The 14,399-nt window shown below is 71.9% G+C and carries 9 protein-coding genes and 1 pseudogene; 8 read left to right on the top strand and 2 right to left on the bottom strand.

The window, feature by feature from the left end:
- The first annotated feature begins 102 nt into the window (after positions 1-102).
- The 5 genes and pseudogenes from J2Z30_RS50880 (at position 103) to J2Z30_RS12150 (ending at position 9,465) form a co-directional block, all read left to right on the top strand.
- Positions 103-2,871, top strand: a complete 2,769-nt coding sequence (locus tag J2Z30_RS50880) for a hypothetical protein (RefSeq protein ID WP_052701575.1) — start codon at positions 103-105, stop codon at positions 2,869-2,871.
- 92 nt (positions 2,872-2,963) lie between these two features.
- Positions 2,964-3,428: a hypothetical protein gene (locus J2Z30_RS12165; RefSeq protein ID WP_044575036.1), complete on the top strand. Its 465-nt coding sequence runs from the start codon at positions 2,964-2,966 to the stop codon at positions 3,426-3,428.
- A gap of 105 nt (positions 3,429-3,533) precedes the next feature.
- Positions 3,534-5,646 (top strand): annotated as a pseudogene (locus tag J2Z30_RS12160) (FUSC family protein).
- Positions 5,647-5,787: 141 nt separating this feature from the next.
- Complete coding sequence (locus J2Z30_RS12155; protein ID WP_044575039.1) at positions 5,788-6,549, top strand: thioesterase II family protein; 762 nt, start codon at positions 5,788-5,790, stop codon at positions 6,547-6,549.
- A gap of 102 nt (positions 6,550-6,651) precedes the next feature.
- Complete coding sequence (locus J2Z30_RS12150) at positions 6,652-9,465, top strand: helix-turn-helix transcriptional regulator (protein WP_052701577.1); 2,814 nt, start codon at positions 6,652-6,654, stop codon at positions 9,463-9,465.
- 9 nt (positions 9,466-9,474) lie between these two features.
- Here the strand turns inward: J2Z30_RS12150 and J2Z30_RS12145 are convergent, their stop codons facing one another.
- Entirely contained in the window at positions 9,475-10,122 is a 648-nt protein-coding gene (locus tag J2Z30_RS12145) for a response regulator transcription factor (RefSeq protein ID WP_044575042.1), read from the bottom strand.
- Positions 10,115-11,359 (bottom strand): sensor histidine kinase, encoded by a 1,245-nt coding sequence (locus J2Z30_RS12140; protein WP_052701578.1) that lies wholly within the window; start codon positions 11,357-11,359, stop codon positions 10,115-10,117. The genes J2Z30_RS12145 and J2Z30_RS12140 overlap by 8 nt, the downstream gene beginning before the upstream one ends.
- 167 nt (positions 11,360-11,526) lie before the next feature.
- On the opposite strand from J2Z30_RS12140, the gene J2Z30_RS12135 reads away from it, so the two are divergent.
- From J2Z30_RS12135 to J2Z30_RS12125, 3 genes are all read left to right on the top strand, one after another.
- Positions 11,527-12,093: a hypothetical protein gene (locus tag J2Z30_RS12135; RefSeq protein WP_044575046.1), complete on the top strand. Its 567-nt coding sequence runs from the start codon at positions 11,527-11,529 to the stop codon at positions 12,091-12,093.
- A gap of 78 nt (positions 12,094-12,171) precedes the next feature.
- On the top strand, positions 12,172-12,672 hold the full coding sequence (locus J2Z30_RS12130) for a PH domain-containing protein (RefSeq protein WP_044575048.1): 501 nt from the start codon (positions 12,172-12,174) through the stop codon (positions 12,670-12,672).
- Complete coding sequence (locus J2Z30_RS12125; RefSeq protein WP_044575051.1) at positions 12,669-14,216, top strand: PH domain-containing protein; 1,548 nt, start codon at positions 12,669-12,671, stop codon at positions 14,214-14,216. Before J2Z30_RS12130 ends, J2Z30_RS12125 begins: the two co-directional genes overlap by 4 nt.
- Positions 14,217-14,399 lie beyond the last annotated feature (183 nt).

The raw sequence follows: 14,399 nt of genomic DNA, 5'->3' as shown, positions 1-14,399 counted from the left end.
CCCCCTGCCGGACCCGGTCCGGCAGGGGGTTTCGCCGTTGTGACGGGCGGGGATCCCAGGCGCAACAAGCACGGAAAGCCGGGGGAAAGCGGGGGAGCCGACGTGCCTGGGTTCACGGAGGGGGAAGGGACCGAGGAGTTCATCGAGGCGTTCAAGGGCGCCGTGGTGCCTCGGGACCGAAAGGCCAAGGCGCGGGATCTGCTGCCGCCCGTGCTGCTGCTCGCGAGCGGCGAGGGGGCGCCGGGCCGCGCCCACCGGGCGATACGGGGGCTGCGCCGGATGCTCTATCCGGACGGCGCCAAGCGGGTGCCGTACGCGGCGCTGGGCCCCGATGAGCTCCGCGCGGCCGCCGGGCGGCGGCCGCTGGCGCTGGACCTCGGCCGGGAGCTGTGCGTCGATGTGCCCCGCCGCACCGGCGGTCTGCGGCTCACCGACTTCTGGTTGATGCGGGACATCGTCGAGCAGGCGCTGGACCCGCGGGCCGCCGAGCCGGACGGCGGCGCGCTGCGCGACCACGCTTACGCACAGCGGCTCAAACGAGGGCCGCTGCTGCGGGCGTTGTGGACGTTCGGCGGCGAAGGCGGTGACAGCGGGTCGGGGAGCACGGCGGGGCCGGGCTGGATCGCGGAGCTGCGCCGGCTGCTGGTGCGCCCCCTCTTCCAGCTGCTGCCGCGCTGGTGGTGGGGGCGGCGCCGGACCCGTCGGCTGCTGCGCTCCACCCGGCGCGGCTGGTACGCGGACTGGCGGCGCATCAGCCATGGCCGCACCGCCGAGAAGTTCTTCGAGAACGCCGCGCGGCTGGTGCGCGCCGAGCGCGCGCGGGACGGCGAGGCGGCGGTCGGCCGGTGGGAGGAGCTGCTGCTGCGCGCGCTGCTGGCGGATCTGCGGCGCGCGGCGCGGCCGGGCCGGATCTCGCCCTGGCGGCGCCGCCGGCGCACCAGGTGTGTCTTTCTGCTGGAGCTGCCGGAGGACGCCGCGGGCGTGGCGGCCGGGGAGCGCTTCCTGGAGCGGTACGGAGAGGCCGCCCGGGACACCCGGTGCGCGGCGGTCGTGGTGGTGGCGGTGGCGCCGGTGTCCCCGGCGGGCGAGCCCCCGGAGGGTGGGGTGACCGCGTCCCCGGCGGGCGGTGTGACCGCGTCCCTGGCGGGCGGGGTGACCGAGGGGGAGAGCGGCGGGCTGGGGCGGGCGGCCGCCCGGCTGCGCGGCGCGAGCGGAATGCCGTCGCGTGCGCCCCGGCCGTTGCGGGCCGCGCTGCCCGAGCCCATGCCGGAGTCGGAGGCGCTGGACCTCGACCCCGTCTCGCCGCGCGCCTTCCGGCTCGGCCCGGCCGCCGAGCTGGCCCTGACCGGGGCCGTGGTGGCGGCCCTGCTGAGTGCGCCGGGCGTATGGCTGGTCGACCGGATCACGGACGAGCCGGACCGCGGCTGTCTGGGCGGGGCGTCCAGCGAGGTCGTGGCGGGCCGCCCCGAACTGAGCGCGGACTCGCCGCGGAAGCAGTACGAGGACGCCCGGCGGCTGATCCGCGAGGAGAACGCACGGGTGGACCGCGAGGTGGAGGACCACGGCGGCACCGCCCGTACGGTGGTGCACATCGGCTCGGACGTGGCCGCCGACCAGGAGGGGCAGCGGTACAACGCGGCCGTGCCCGAGTTGCGCGGTATCGCCCTGGCCCAGCGCTCGCTGAACGACGAGGCGAGCAACGACTCCCAGAAGGTCTGGCTGCGCGTCGACAGCCGTAACGCGGGGGAGAACTTCGCGGGCGCACCGCGCATCGCCCGCCAGGTCGCCGAGGACGCCCGTGAGAAGGGCTCCGGGATCATCGGGGTGGTGGGCTTCTCCAAGAGCCTGAAGCAGACCCAGGAGGCCGTGCGCGTCCTGGGGGCCGCGCGGATCCCCGTCGTGGGCACCACGGCCACGGCGGATCTGATGCAGGTGGACGGGTACTACCGCAGGGTGGCGCCCACCAACAGCCGTGAGGCCGCGGTCGAGGCCGACTTCGCCCACCGGGGCAACGTCATGGACGACGGCACCGGGCGCTGCTCCCCGGCCCGCGCCGCCGTGGTCGTCAAGGATCCCCGGGATCTGTACAGCGACGAGATAGGGACGCTGTTCGCCGAGCGGTTCGGCGCCCGGCCGTTCACCCTGGAGTACACCCCGGGCGGCCGGGGCGGCGGTCTCGGCCAGGGGCAGTCGCCGAAGGACGGTGTCGCCCGTAAGGAGAGCATCGGCGAGCTGGCCGACGCGGTGTGCGAGCGGATCACCGCCAACCCCCGGACGGTCGTCTACTGGGCCTCCCGCGCCCTCCAGTTCAGCGCGTTCCTCGACGACTTCGGGGACAACACGGCGTGCGAGGGCAGGAAGCTCACGGTGCTGGGCGGCAATGACCTCACCACCGCCGCCCTCGCCGGTGAGTATGCGGACCGGCCCTGGCTGCGGCTGTACCACACCGTCCATGTGCTGCCCGCGGGCCATCCGCGGCTGAGCGACATCGCCAAGAAGTTCAACGCCGACTACGCAAGGGACTTCGGATCCCATGACCTGTGGCGCGACGACGGACGGGCCGCCCTGGCGTACGACGCGATGCAGCTGATGGCCGAGGCGGCCAACCGGGCCTTCCGCAGTACGGACAACGTGGAGCGCTCCAATGTGCAGATCGGCCTCGACAACGGCATCCGGAAGCAGGGCGCCAGCGGCTATCTGGACGTCGGGCGGGGCCGCTCGGTGCCCAGGGACAAGCCGGTGGTGATCCTGCACCACACCGACCGGGGCTCGGAGCCGGTGCTGTACTGCGGCGCGTTCACCCAGAACCCGGCGGGGCGGATAGCGCACTGGGGTCCGCATGGGAAGTTCTCATGTCCCAGGGACAGTTGAGCAACCATTCGAGGGGCTGAGGGGTCTTCTTGTGTGCTCGCCCGGCTAAGGGGCGAATCATCAACGCAAGACCGTATACAGGGGGATTTTCCATGCTTCGTTCCATTCGTGCGCTTCGCTCCCGCGCCGCGGTGGCCGGCGGCTGTGTGGCCGCGCTCGGCCTCGGACTCGCCCTGGCCGCCGGGTCGCCCGCCTCGGCCGCCACGCAGACCGACCCGAACGGCCGCTACACCGCCGAGGAGATCCACCACTTCCTGGAGGGCTTCTACGGAAACCACGGCCCGCGCCCCTGGGAGCGGGAGCACCTGGTCTCGGATCAGCTCAAGGAGGAGGCCGCCCAGACGCCCGACTACGACCTGCTGCTGTGCGCGCAGAACGAGCCGCAGGACATCGAGGTCGGCGAGGTGACCACGGCCCAGTCCGCGCGGGTCGGCTGGGCGACCATCACCACCCACTGGGGCCAGGCGCCGACGACCCGGTCCTTCACCGCCTATGTGGACCTCGACGCCAGCCGGCCGATCCAGCTCCTCCAGGTGGACTGCGCACCCGGGGACTGATCCCCGCCGGGGGTCGCTCCCGGGCGGCGCCAGGGGCCGCTCCCGGGCGGCCCGGACCGGAACGGCTGGTTCAGTTCTCCCGGGGCCACCCCGTAGTCTCGCCGCATGACCTGGTCGCACGCCTTGAAGGAGACCGCCCGGACGGGCCTCGCGATCGAGCGCACCAGGACCGAACCGCTGGTCGCGGTCCGCGGCGCATGCGGGGTCGCGCTCGTCGTCGGGGTGGCGCTGTGGCTGGGCTCGCCGACGCTCGCCGTCTCGGCGGCCTTCGGCGCCTTCTCCGCCGGGATCGCCACCTTCCAGCGCAGCTGGCGCCCCCGCCCCTGGCTGGCGCTGGCCGCCGCGAGCGGTCTCGCGGTGAGCACCTTCCTCGGCTATCTGGCCGCCGCCCACACCCTCACCTTCGTCCTCATGCTCGCCGTGTGGACGCTGATGACGGGCATGTCGTGGGCGGTCGGCCCGGTCTCCGGACTGGTCTCCACCCAGATGGTGGCCGTCATGCTGATCACGGTCACCCTCCCGACCTCGGTCACGGGCGCCCTGGGGCACGCCCTGCTGGTCGGGCTCGGCGGTGTGGTGCAGGCCGCGCTGATCGTGCTCTTCCCGGTGCGGCCGTGGGGTGTGCAGCGCGACGCCCTCGCGGACGCGCTCGCCGCCGTGGCCGACTACGCCCGCAGGCTGCGCCACGAGCCGGTGGCGCCCTTCGACCCCAAGCCGCTGATGGACGCCCGCAGTGCCGCCGCGCTGACGCCCCGTCAGGCCCGGCGGGCCCCGGCAGCTGAGCGGCTACCGGCTGCTGGCCGAGCGGATCCGCCCGGTGCTCGCCTCGCTCGCCGACCCGGTGGTCGGCGCCCCCGAGGAGGGGCCCGAGCGCGACCGGGTGCGGGAACTGCTGGCCGCCACGGCCACCGTGCTGGACGCGGTGGCCCACGCCATCCGCCACGGCACACCGGTGCGGGTGCCCTCCGAGGCCATGGCCGTCCTGCGGATGCCGGAGGACGGGCCCAAGCTGACCGGTGCCGCCCGCCGTGCCGCACTGCGGCTCTTCTCACTGGTGGCGGACGTGGTGGAGGCGTCCGACGAGCCGGTGGAGGAGGTGTCCGCAGAAGGCCGGATGGTGCACCGCTTCCTGCCCCGCCCCGGTATCGGGGGCACCGCCGCCATGGCGCTGCGCGCCGTCCGCCGCGAGGCCCGCTGGTCCTCGCCGGTGCTGCGCCACGCGGTGCGGCTGTGCGTGGTCGGCGTCAGCGGCTATCTGCTGAGCACGACGCTGCCGCTGGGGCACTCCTACTGGGCGCCGCTGACCTCCACGATGGTCCTGCGGCCGGACTTCGCCCAGACCTACTCCCGCGGTGTCGCCCGCTTCCTGGGCACCCTGGCCGGGGTGCTGGTCGGCGGCGGGGTGGTGGCGCTGGTCCACCCCGGCTCGTATCTGAGCGCGGGGCTGGCAGTGCTGTCCGTCATGTCGATGTATCTGCTGCTGCGCACCGGCTTCATCGTGACCTCCGCGTGCGTGAGCGCGTACGTGGTCTTCCTGCTGAGCATCGCGGGCGAGGCATGGCATCAGACCGTGCAGGCGCGGGTGGCGCTGACGCTGCTCGGCGGGGTGCTGGCGATGGTCGCGTACGCGGTCTTCCCCGCCTGGGAGACACCGCGGCTGCGGGACCGGCTCGCGGACTGGCTGGCCGCCAACGGCGCCTTCGCCACCGCCGTCTTCGACGCCTACGCCCGCCCCGCCGAGCGCCGTCCCCGGCAGGTGCGGGACGCCCTGCTGGACGCCCGCGCGGCGCGGGAGGCCTGGGAGCAGAGCGAGACCCAGGCGCACCGGGAGCCGGTGCGCCACCGCGGGCTGTCGCGGCCCGCGGCGCGGGCGGCGCAGACGGCGCTGTCCACGATGGGCCGGGTCGCCATGCTGCTGGAGGCGCATCTGCCGGAGCGGGACGCGTCGCCGTCGGAGGAGGCCGGGGACTTCGCCGCGGCGCTGCGGCAGGCGCTGCCGGAGGCGGTGAAGGCGGTACGGGAGCGGCGGCCGCTCAACTGGTCGGCGGTGCACCAGTCGCTGGAGCGGTGGCGCCGGCGGTCCGGGGACCGTCCGGGGGTGGCGCTGCGCGACGCGGAGCAACTCGTCGACGCCCTGGACGATCTGGTGGAGGCGCTCAACAAGGGCGTACGACAGTCACGCACGCCCCGTGACCCCAGTCAAGAAGGATCCCCCTAGACTAGGGGTGCCCCCTACATCATTGGGCGTGTTAATCATGAAGGGGCAGTGCTTGCCGACGCGTCCTCGGGCGCGTGCCCGGTACGCTCTGCCGTCTGTCCCCCCACATATCGCTTGACGAGTGAAAGACTTTCCCTACGCATGGGTGCACAGCGAGAAGACAGCGTCTGGATACGACGATTCCATCCAATGCCGGAGAGTCGCGCCCGTCTGGTCTGTCTGCCCCACGCCGGGGGTTCGGCGTCGTTCTTCTTCCCGATGTCCCAAACGCTTTCGTCGTCCGCGGATGTCCTGTGCGTGCAGTACCCGGGGCGTCAGGACCGGCGGCAGGACCCGCTGATCGAGAACATCGACGAGTACGCCGACGCCATCGCCGCGGAGTTGAAGCCCTGGCTCGATCTCCCGGTCGTCTTCTTCGGGCACAGTATGGGCGCCGTTCTCGCGTTCGAGGTCGCCCGCCGGCTGGAGGAGTCCGACCCGGAGTTCTCCGCGCTCGCCCTCTTCGCCTCGGGCCGCCGGGCGCCGTCCCGTTACCGCGACGAGAATGTGCACCGGCGCGATGACGACGGCGTCGTACGCGAGATGAAGCTGCTGAGCGGCACCGATTCCCGCGTCCTCGGAAATGAGGAGATCCTGCGCATGGCGATGCCGGCGATTCGCGGTGACTACAAGGCGATCGAGAGCTACCGCTCGGTGCCCGGCGCCGCCGTCCGCGCGCCGATCACCGTGCTGACCGGCGACAACGACCCCAGGACCAGCCTCGAGGAGGCCGAGGCGTGGCGGTCGCACACCACCGGCGCGTTTGACATCCGGGTGTTCCCCGGTGGCCACTTCTTCTTGGCCGGGCATCAAGCGCCGATTATGAGTCTCGTCGCGGAGGCGCTTTCGGGGTCGAGACCCTGAGCCGACCGCCTCAGAAACCTGCCTGACGCACCGGAAAACACCACTCGTCATGCTCGATGCCCCCGGCGGTCCGCTGGGGGCATCAGGTGGCTTCATCGGGGGATGAATTCTTTGCCTGCGAACCTCTTCGAATGGGAGAACCACCTCTCCGCGCTGCGTGAAATGCTGCGCGGCGCGACGCAGGGCCGGGGTCGGCTGGCTCTTGTCAGCGGTGCGGTGGCCAGTGGCAAGACCACACTGCTGAACACCTTTGCCGAACAGGCCATCGAAAGCGGTGCGTTGCTCCTGGAAGGGACCGGTTCGCGGGCCGAACGGGACCTTCCCTTCGGAATTGTCCGAAAGATTTTCGATAACGGTACGATGCCCGCCGATGTGCGATCCGAAGTGATCGCGCTGCTTGACGGAAACGCGCTGGAAAGCACCGCCACGGGGCGCATGCACGTGATGTCCCAGATTTCCTCGGCGCTGCTGCGAATGGTCGACGATCGCACACTTGTCGTCCTTGTCGACGATGTGCACTGCGGCGACGACCAGTCCCTGCAATTCCTGCTCCACCTGGCACGGCGGGTGCGTCAGGCGAAGGTTCTCATCGTGCTCACCGAATCCCCCCGGCTCCGTCAGGAGCAGTTCACCTTCCACGCCGAACTGCTCCGCCAGCCCAACTGTGTGCGCATGCGGCTGCACATGCTCACCGAGTCGGGCGTCGCCGAGGCGCTGTCCGGCACCCTGTCCGCCACCGTCGCCGCCCGCCTCGCCCCCGAATGCCACCGCGTCTCCGGCGGCAACCCGCTGCTGCTGCGCGCCCTGCTGGAGGACTGGCGGACCGTCGGCGAGCACGGCGAGGCCCAGCAGCGCCCGGCGCCCGGCGAGGCGTTCGCCCACGCCGTCCTCGGCTGTCTGCACCGCGGCGAGCCCGAGGTGCTGCGGATCGCCCGCGGGGTCGCCGTCCTCGGCGACGCCTGCTCCCCGCGGCTGCTCGGCCAGCTCCTCGACCTGAGCGCCAACACGGTCCAGCAGGGTGTCCAGGACCTGCACCAGTGCGCCATCCTCGAGCACAACGCCTTCCGCGACGAGGTGGCCCGTACCGCGGTGCTCGACGCGACCCCCGCCACCGCCCGCGGCGCACTGCACGCCCGCGCCGCCCGGCTGCTGCACGCCGACGGCGCCTCCGCGCTCGACGTGGCCCGCCAGCTGGTCTCCGCCCCGCAGGACGCCGAGCGCTGGGCCGTCCCCGTGCTGCGCGAGGCCGCCGAATTCGCCCTGGTCGAGGAGGAGTTGGAGTTCGCGCTCCACTGCCTCGAATGCGCCCACCACGCCTGCGCGCCCGGCCCCGAGCGCACCGCGCTCAAGGCCCGGCTGGTCAGCGTCGCCTGGCGGATCGGCCCCGCCGCGGCCGAGAGCCATCTGCCGGAGCTCACCGAGGGCGCCGAGCGGGGCCGGCTCGCCCCGCGCGACGTCGCCCCGATCACCTCCTACCTCGCCTGGTCGGGACGGCTGGACGCGGCGGCCGGCGCCGTCTCCGCGCTGGCCCGCACGGCCGCCACCGGCGACGGCCTCGCGATGACCGCCGCCGTCTCCGCCTCCGCCCAGTGGCTGACCATGCTCAGCCCCCCGCTGCGCGACCGTCTCCCCACCGTCGGGACCGGCGCCACCGGCGCCACCGCCGGAGCCCCGCGCGACATGGCCGACCTGGCCCACGCCCACGCCGCCGCCACCATGTCCGCCGTGCTCACCGAGGGCCAGGCCGACCGGGCCGTCATCGAGGCCGAGCGGGTGCTGCAGCGCTACCACCTGAGCGACAGCACCCTCCAGCCGCTGGTCGTGGCGCTGATGGCACTCGTCCTGGCCGGACGGCTCGACCTCGCGCTGTCCTGGTGCGAGCGGCTGCAGGGCGAATGCTCCGCCCGCCGCGTGCCCACCTGGCAGGCGCTGCTGTCCGCCGTACGGGCCGAAATCGCGCTGCGCCAGGGCGACTTGCAGGTCGCCGCGCACCAGGCGCGCACCGCGATGTCACGGATCTCGGTGCAGGGCTGGGGCGTCGGCATCGGGCTGCTGCTGTCCACCCTGATCCAGGCCGAGACCGGAATGGGCCACTACGACGAGGCCATGGCGCTCCTCGAACAGCCCCTGCCCGAGGAGCTCTTCCAGACCCTCCCCGGACTGTTCTACCTGCGTGCCAGAGGCCGCTGCCATCTGGCCACCGGCCGCTACCACGCCGCGCTCGGCGACTTCACGGCCGCCGGTGAGCTGATGGGCGCCTGGCGGGTGGACATCCCCCTGCTGACCCCCTGGCGGCTGGACGCCGCCGAGACCTGGCTGGCCCTCGGCGACCCGGGGCGCGCTCGCGCGCTGGCCGAGGAGCAGCTGCGGCTGGGCTCGGAGGACGCCCGGCTGCGCGGCGCCCTGCTGGTCGTGCTCGCCCGCACCGACGAGCTCAAGCGCCGGGTGCCCCGGCTCAAGGAGGCCGTGGAGATCCTGGAGGGCGGCGAGGACCGCATCCAGCTGGCCGTCGCCCTCGGTGAACTCGGCCGTGCCTACCGCTCGCTGGGCGACTTCAACCGGGGCCGGGTGCTCGTCCGCAAGGCCTGGCACGTGGCCAAGACCTGCGGCGCCGATCCGCTGTGCCGTGAACTGATGCCCAGGCACGCGGACCCCGGCGAGCTCGCGGCGGCCGCCGCCCAGCCGGGCCAGGGGGCCGAGGCACAGCGCGATGTGGAGGCGCTGACCGAGGCGGAGGTGCGGATCGCGGTGCTGGCCGCGCACGGCAACACCAACCGGGAGATCGCCTCCAAGCTGTTCGTCACCGTCAGCACGGTGGAGCAGCACCTGACCCGCATCTACCGCAAGCTGAACGTCAAGCGCCGCCGCGACCTCCCCGCGAAGCTCTCCGACAGCAGCCTCACGGGAACGGTGTAGAGGGACCGCTTAATTCAGCAAGCCCTGTTCCATGGCCTTCATCACCGCGGCCGTGCGGTCGGACACACCGAGCTTCCGATACGCGCGCAGCAGATGCGTCTTGACCGTGGCCTCGCTGACGAACAGCTCGGCACCGATCTCGGCGTTGGTCAGCCCCCGGCCGACCAGCCGCAGCACCTCGCGCTCACGGCCGGAGATCGGGGACGGCTCGGGGGCCCGGGTGCGGAAGAGCTTGCCCGCGAGGGACGGGGTGAGCACGGTCTCGCCACGCGCCGCGGTCTGCACCGCGTCGATCAGCTCCTGGCGTGAACTGCCCTTCAGCAGATAGCCCGCGGCGCCCGCCTCCACCGCGCGCAGGATGTCGGAGTCATCCTCGTACGTGGTCACGATGACCACTTTGCAGCCCGGCACCTGGCGCAGGATCTGCCCGGTGGCCTCGACCCCGTCCATCCCGCCCATGCGCAGATCCAGCAGGGTGATGTCCGGCCGCAGCGCGACCGCCTGGACCACCGCCTCCTCACCGGAACCGGCCTGCCCGACCACCGTGATCCCCTCGGCGGACTCCAGCATGGCGCTCAGCCCCTCCCGCACCACGGGATGGTCGTCGGCCAGCAGGACCCTGATCGGGCTCGGCCCGCCCGGCGTGGTCTCAGCCATTCACTGTCTCCCCGGCCGGTGCGGTCATCGGCACGCTCACCTCCACGGTGGTGCCCCGCCCGGGGCCGCTGGTGACGGACGCCACCCCGTCGATCTCCTCCACCCGGGCCTGCATGCCGCGCAGCCCGTAGCCTTCCTGGCCGCCGTCCGGGGTGAACCCCTCGCCGTCGTCGCGGACCAGCAGCCGGACCCCGCCTTGGTCGAAGACCACGATCACATCGACCGTACGGGCCTGTTTGGCGTGCTTGCGCACATTGGCGATGGCCTCCTGCACCGTACGCAGCAGCACCACGCTCACCGCCATCGGCAGCGACTTCTCCTCGCCCATCACCGAACACCGCACCTCCAGGCCGGTTTCGGCGATCAGCCCCTCCGCCTGCCGCCGCACCGCCTGGGAGAGCGAACCGCCGCGCAGCGCGGGCGGGGTGAGGGCGGCCACGAAGCCACGGGCCTCGGCGAGCGACTCCTTGGCCACCCGCCCGGCCAGCGACAGATGGCTCACCGCCTGGTCCGGGGTCTCGCGCACCTCCGACTCGGCCGCCTGCACCAGGCTGATGATGCTGGTCAGACCCTGTGCCAGAGTGTCGTGGATCTCCCGGGCCAGCCGCTCGCGCTCGGCCGAGATACCGGCCTCGTGGGAGAGCCTGGCCACCCGCTCACGGCTGCGTTGCAGCTCCTCGATGAGCTGTCCGCGCCCCTTGCTCTGCCGCACCACCCGCTTGATCCACATCCCCAGCAGCACCGACAGCGCGATGCTCAGCAGCGAGATGGGCAGCACGCCCAGGACGCTCAGCCCCAGATCCTCACCGGTGAACGCCACCACCAGCACGGGGCAGAGATTGGCCGCCGTGGCCAGCACCACCGCCGAGGCCATCGGCAGGCTCATAATCAGCATCGGGATGACGGCGAACAGCGCAAACGCGCCGACGAGGTTGAACGCCGTGGTGAGACAGAACAGCGTCACCAGGCCCGCCGCGAAGACCAGGTTCCGCGGGCCGTAGGTGTCCTCGATCATCAGCGTCCGGCCGACCGCCGCGTACCAGGGCACGGTGAGGGTCAGCGCGGCGATCGGGATGGAGTGGTTGACCTGCGAGCCGGCGGAGAGGAAGAGCAGGACCGCCGTAACGAGATAGGAGACGGCGAAGAAGCCGTCCCACAAGCCGAACCAGCGGGTGCCGGACTCGGGACCGTAGTACGCCCCGGTCTGCGAGCCGTCCCCCGGAGAGTGATTGCGCACGGCTCAGTACTACCACGCGTGTCCACCGTGTCCACCGGACGGTTGACAGCCAGAACCCACCGTTCAGTCGTCTCGCGGTGGCGCGCCCGCTTCTAGCGTTGAGCCAGGTGAGGCGGAGAACCGTCACACCGAACGCACATCCCCGTTTGGCTTGGAGAACGTCGCATATGCCACAGATGAGCCAGTTCCTGTCCGCACTGATCGCCAGTGGCACGATCCTGATCATCATCCTGGCGACCGACATCGGCCGCCGCCGCATCACCACAATGCGGATGGCGCGCTCGGTCATCGCCGTGGCCGTGGTCATCGCGATCTTCGTCGAGTCCTTCCCGACCAAGGGCAACGACATTTCCCTGCAGCTCGTGGGCGTCGGCACCGGCGTCATCTGCGGTCTGATCGCCGGAGTGCTGCTGCCCGCCTACAAGGACGCCACGTCCGGTGAGCTCTACACCATCGGTGGCATCGGCTACGCCCTGGTGTGGATCGTCCTCTCCGCCGGACGCATCCTCTTCGCCTACGGCGCCGAGCACTGGTTCACCATGGACCTGGTCAAGTTCTCCATCGACTACAAGATCAGCGGCCAGGACACCTACGCCAACGCCTTCGTCTTCATGTCGCTGGCCATGGTGCTGACCCGAACCGCCGTACTGCTGGCCAAGATGCGCAAGCTGAAGGGCCAGCACACCGGAAGTGGTCAGCTGCCGCAGCAGACCGCCACCGGTGCGTCGGTCTGAGCCGCCTGATTTCATAGTCCACCAACCCCCGCCGGGCCCCGCCCCGGCACCCGTCAGACGCAAGAGCAGGGTGAAGCAGTGGAAAGCCATGACAATCTGAGGCTCCGACCGCCTCGGCACCGGGTCGACCGCCGTGCGATCGGCTGGTGGACGCTGCAGTCCGCACTCTTCGCCCTGCCCCTGCCGCTCGTCTTCGGGATCCTGTGGGCCTCCATTCCCCCCACGCGTGAGTTCTTCATGTGGGCCACGCTGATCTCGCTGGTCCCCGGGCTGCTCTACATGGCCGTCATGCCGGCCTGGCGCTACCGGGTCCACCGCTGGGAGGCCACCAACGAGGCGGTCTACGCGGCCTCCGGCTGGCTCTGGCAGCAGTGGCGGGTCGTGCCGCTGTCCCGGGTCCAGACGGTGGACACCCTGCGCGGCCCGCTGCAGCAGATGTTCGGGCTCTCCGGCGTCACCGTGACCACCGCATCCGCCGCGGGCGCGGTGAAGATCAAGGGCATCGACCACAAGCTCGCCGGGGACCTGGTGGAGCACCTGGCCACGTACACCCAGGCCGTGCCGGGAGACGCCACATGAGCTCCGAGACCACCGTACGGAGGTCCTCCCACGCGGCCAACCGCGACTGGGGGCGGCTCAACGGGCGGCTGCTCCTGGTCAACCTCTCCATCCTCGCCGCGCCGGTGGCCATGTTCCTGGCCAGCCTCGCGGTCACCGGAGGCGACACCAACCTCCAGGTCATCATCACCCTCGGCTCGCTGTTCCTGACCTTCCTGGTCATCAGCGGCATCGGGCTGATGCGGCTGTTCACCACCCGCTACCGGCTCACCGAGGACCGCTTCGAGCTCCACACCGGACTGCTCTTCCGCAGCGAGCGCTCGGTCCCGATCGGCCGCATCCGCGGTGTCGACGTCACCGCCAACCCGGTCCACCGCGTCTTCGGCCTCACCACGCTGCGCATCGACAGCGGGGACCAGAGCGACGCCGCCGCGCGCAGGCTCGCTCTCGACGGCATCACCAAGGCCGAGGCCGTGGAGCTGCGCCGCCAGATCATCGCCCTGCGCGACGCGGGCCGGGCCCGGCCGGTGGCCGACAGCGACGGTGTGCTCAGCCGGCTGGACTGGTCCTGGCTGCGCTACGGCCCGCTGACCGTATGGGGCGTGGGCGGTGTCTTCATCGCCGCGGCCAGTGTCTTCCGCACCCTGAGCGAGCTCCAGGTGAACCCGCTGGACCTCGGCGTCGTCAAGGACCTCGAAGGCCGCTTCGGCACCATTCCGCTCTGGTACGGAGTCCTGCTGGCCGTCGTCGTCATCGCCGTCCTCGGCATGCTCGGCTCCACGGCCACCTACATCGAGAACTGGGCCGGTTACGAACTGCGCCGCGAGGACGGCGGAATCCTCCGCATCCGCCGCGGACTGCTGGCCACCCGGTCCGTGAGCATCGAGGAGCGCCATCTGCGCGGCCTCGAACTCGTCGAGCCCGTCCCGCTGCGCTGGGCGAAGGGCGCCAAGCTCAACGCCGTGGCCAGTGGCCTGGGCAACCAGGAGGACAACCGCAGGCGCCGCGGACTGACCCCGCCCACCCCGCGCGACGAGGCCATGCGGGTCGCCGCCCAGGCGCTGCCGACCGGCCCAGGGCTGATCGAGCGCAAGGGCCTCCTCCCGCACCCCAAGGCGGCCCTGCGGCGCCGGATCAACCGCGCCCTCATGTGGTCGGTCCTGATCGCGGCCGTCCCGGTGGGCCTGGGTCTGTGGCTGGGCCGGTGGCTTGTCATCACCGGCGTGATCACCGGTGTGGTGCTGGTGCCGGTCCTGGTGGCGTTCGCCTTCAGCGCCTACCACAGCCTCGGCCACGGGCTGCGCGACCGCTATCTGGCCGCCTGCTCCGGCGCGTTCGCCCGCCGCACCGTCGCCCTCCAGCGCGACGGGATCATCGGCTGGAAGCTGTCCCGGACGCCCTTCCAGCGCCGGGCCGGGCTGATGACCCTCGGCGCCACCACCGCCGCGGGCGAAGGCGTCTACCACGTGCACGACCTGACCGAAGGCCAGGGAATCGCCCTCGCCGAGACCGCGGTACCGGGGCTGCTGGCCCCGTTCATCGAGAGAGCCCCCGACCGCGGCTGACCACCCCGAGACCAACTGGCGATCCCCCGAGAGGTGGAGGGGCGGACCGAAAGGCCGCCCCTCCACCTCTGAACCCCCCCTCCGCCTCTGAGCCCCTCCCGCCTCCGAACCCTCCGCCTCTGAACCTCTCCATCTCTGAGCCCCCTCCACCGCTAAAAATTGAATACTGGGCGCATTATTTGC

Origin of the sequence: Streptomyces iranensis, assembly GCF_017874715.1 — a bacterium.
GTDB lineage: Bacteria > Actinomycetota > Actinomycetes > Streptomycetales > Streptomycetaceae > Streptomyces > Streptomyces iranensis.
Note: the sequence above shows the minus strand (reverse complement) of the source record. Positions and strands in the feature narration are given on the sequence as shown.

Excerpts from the sequence above, each read along its gene's own strand:
- J2Z30_RS12155 (WP_044575039.1), top strand. The coding sequence starts at position 5,788 with ATGGGTGCACAGCGAGAAGACAGCGTCTGGATACGACGATTCCATCCA.
- J2Z30_RS12145 (WP_044575042.1), bottom strand. The coding sequence starts at position 10,122 with ATGGCTGAGACCACGCCGGGCGGGCCGAGCCCGATCAGGGTCCTGCTG.
- J2Z30_RS12125 (WP_044575051.1), top strand. The coding sequence starts at position 12,669 with ATGAGCTCCGAGACCACCGTACGGAGGTCCTCCCACGCGGCCAACCGC.
- J2Z30_RS12165 (WP_044575036.1), top strand. The coding sequence starts at position 2,964 with ATGCTTCGTTCCATTCGTGCGCTTCGCTCCCGCGCCGCGGTGGCCGGC.
- J2Z30_RS12150 (WP_052701577.1), top strand. The coding sequence starts at position 6,652 with ATGAATTCTTTGCCTGCGAACCTCTTCGAATGGGAGAACCACCTCTCC.
- J2Z30_RS12135 (WP_044575046.1), top strand. The coding sequence starts at position 11,527 with ATGCCACAGATGAGCCAGTTCCTGTCCGCACTGATCGCCAGTGGCACG.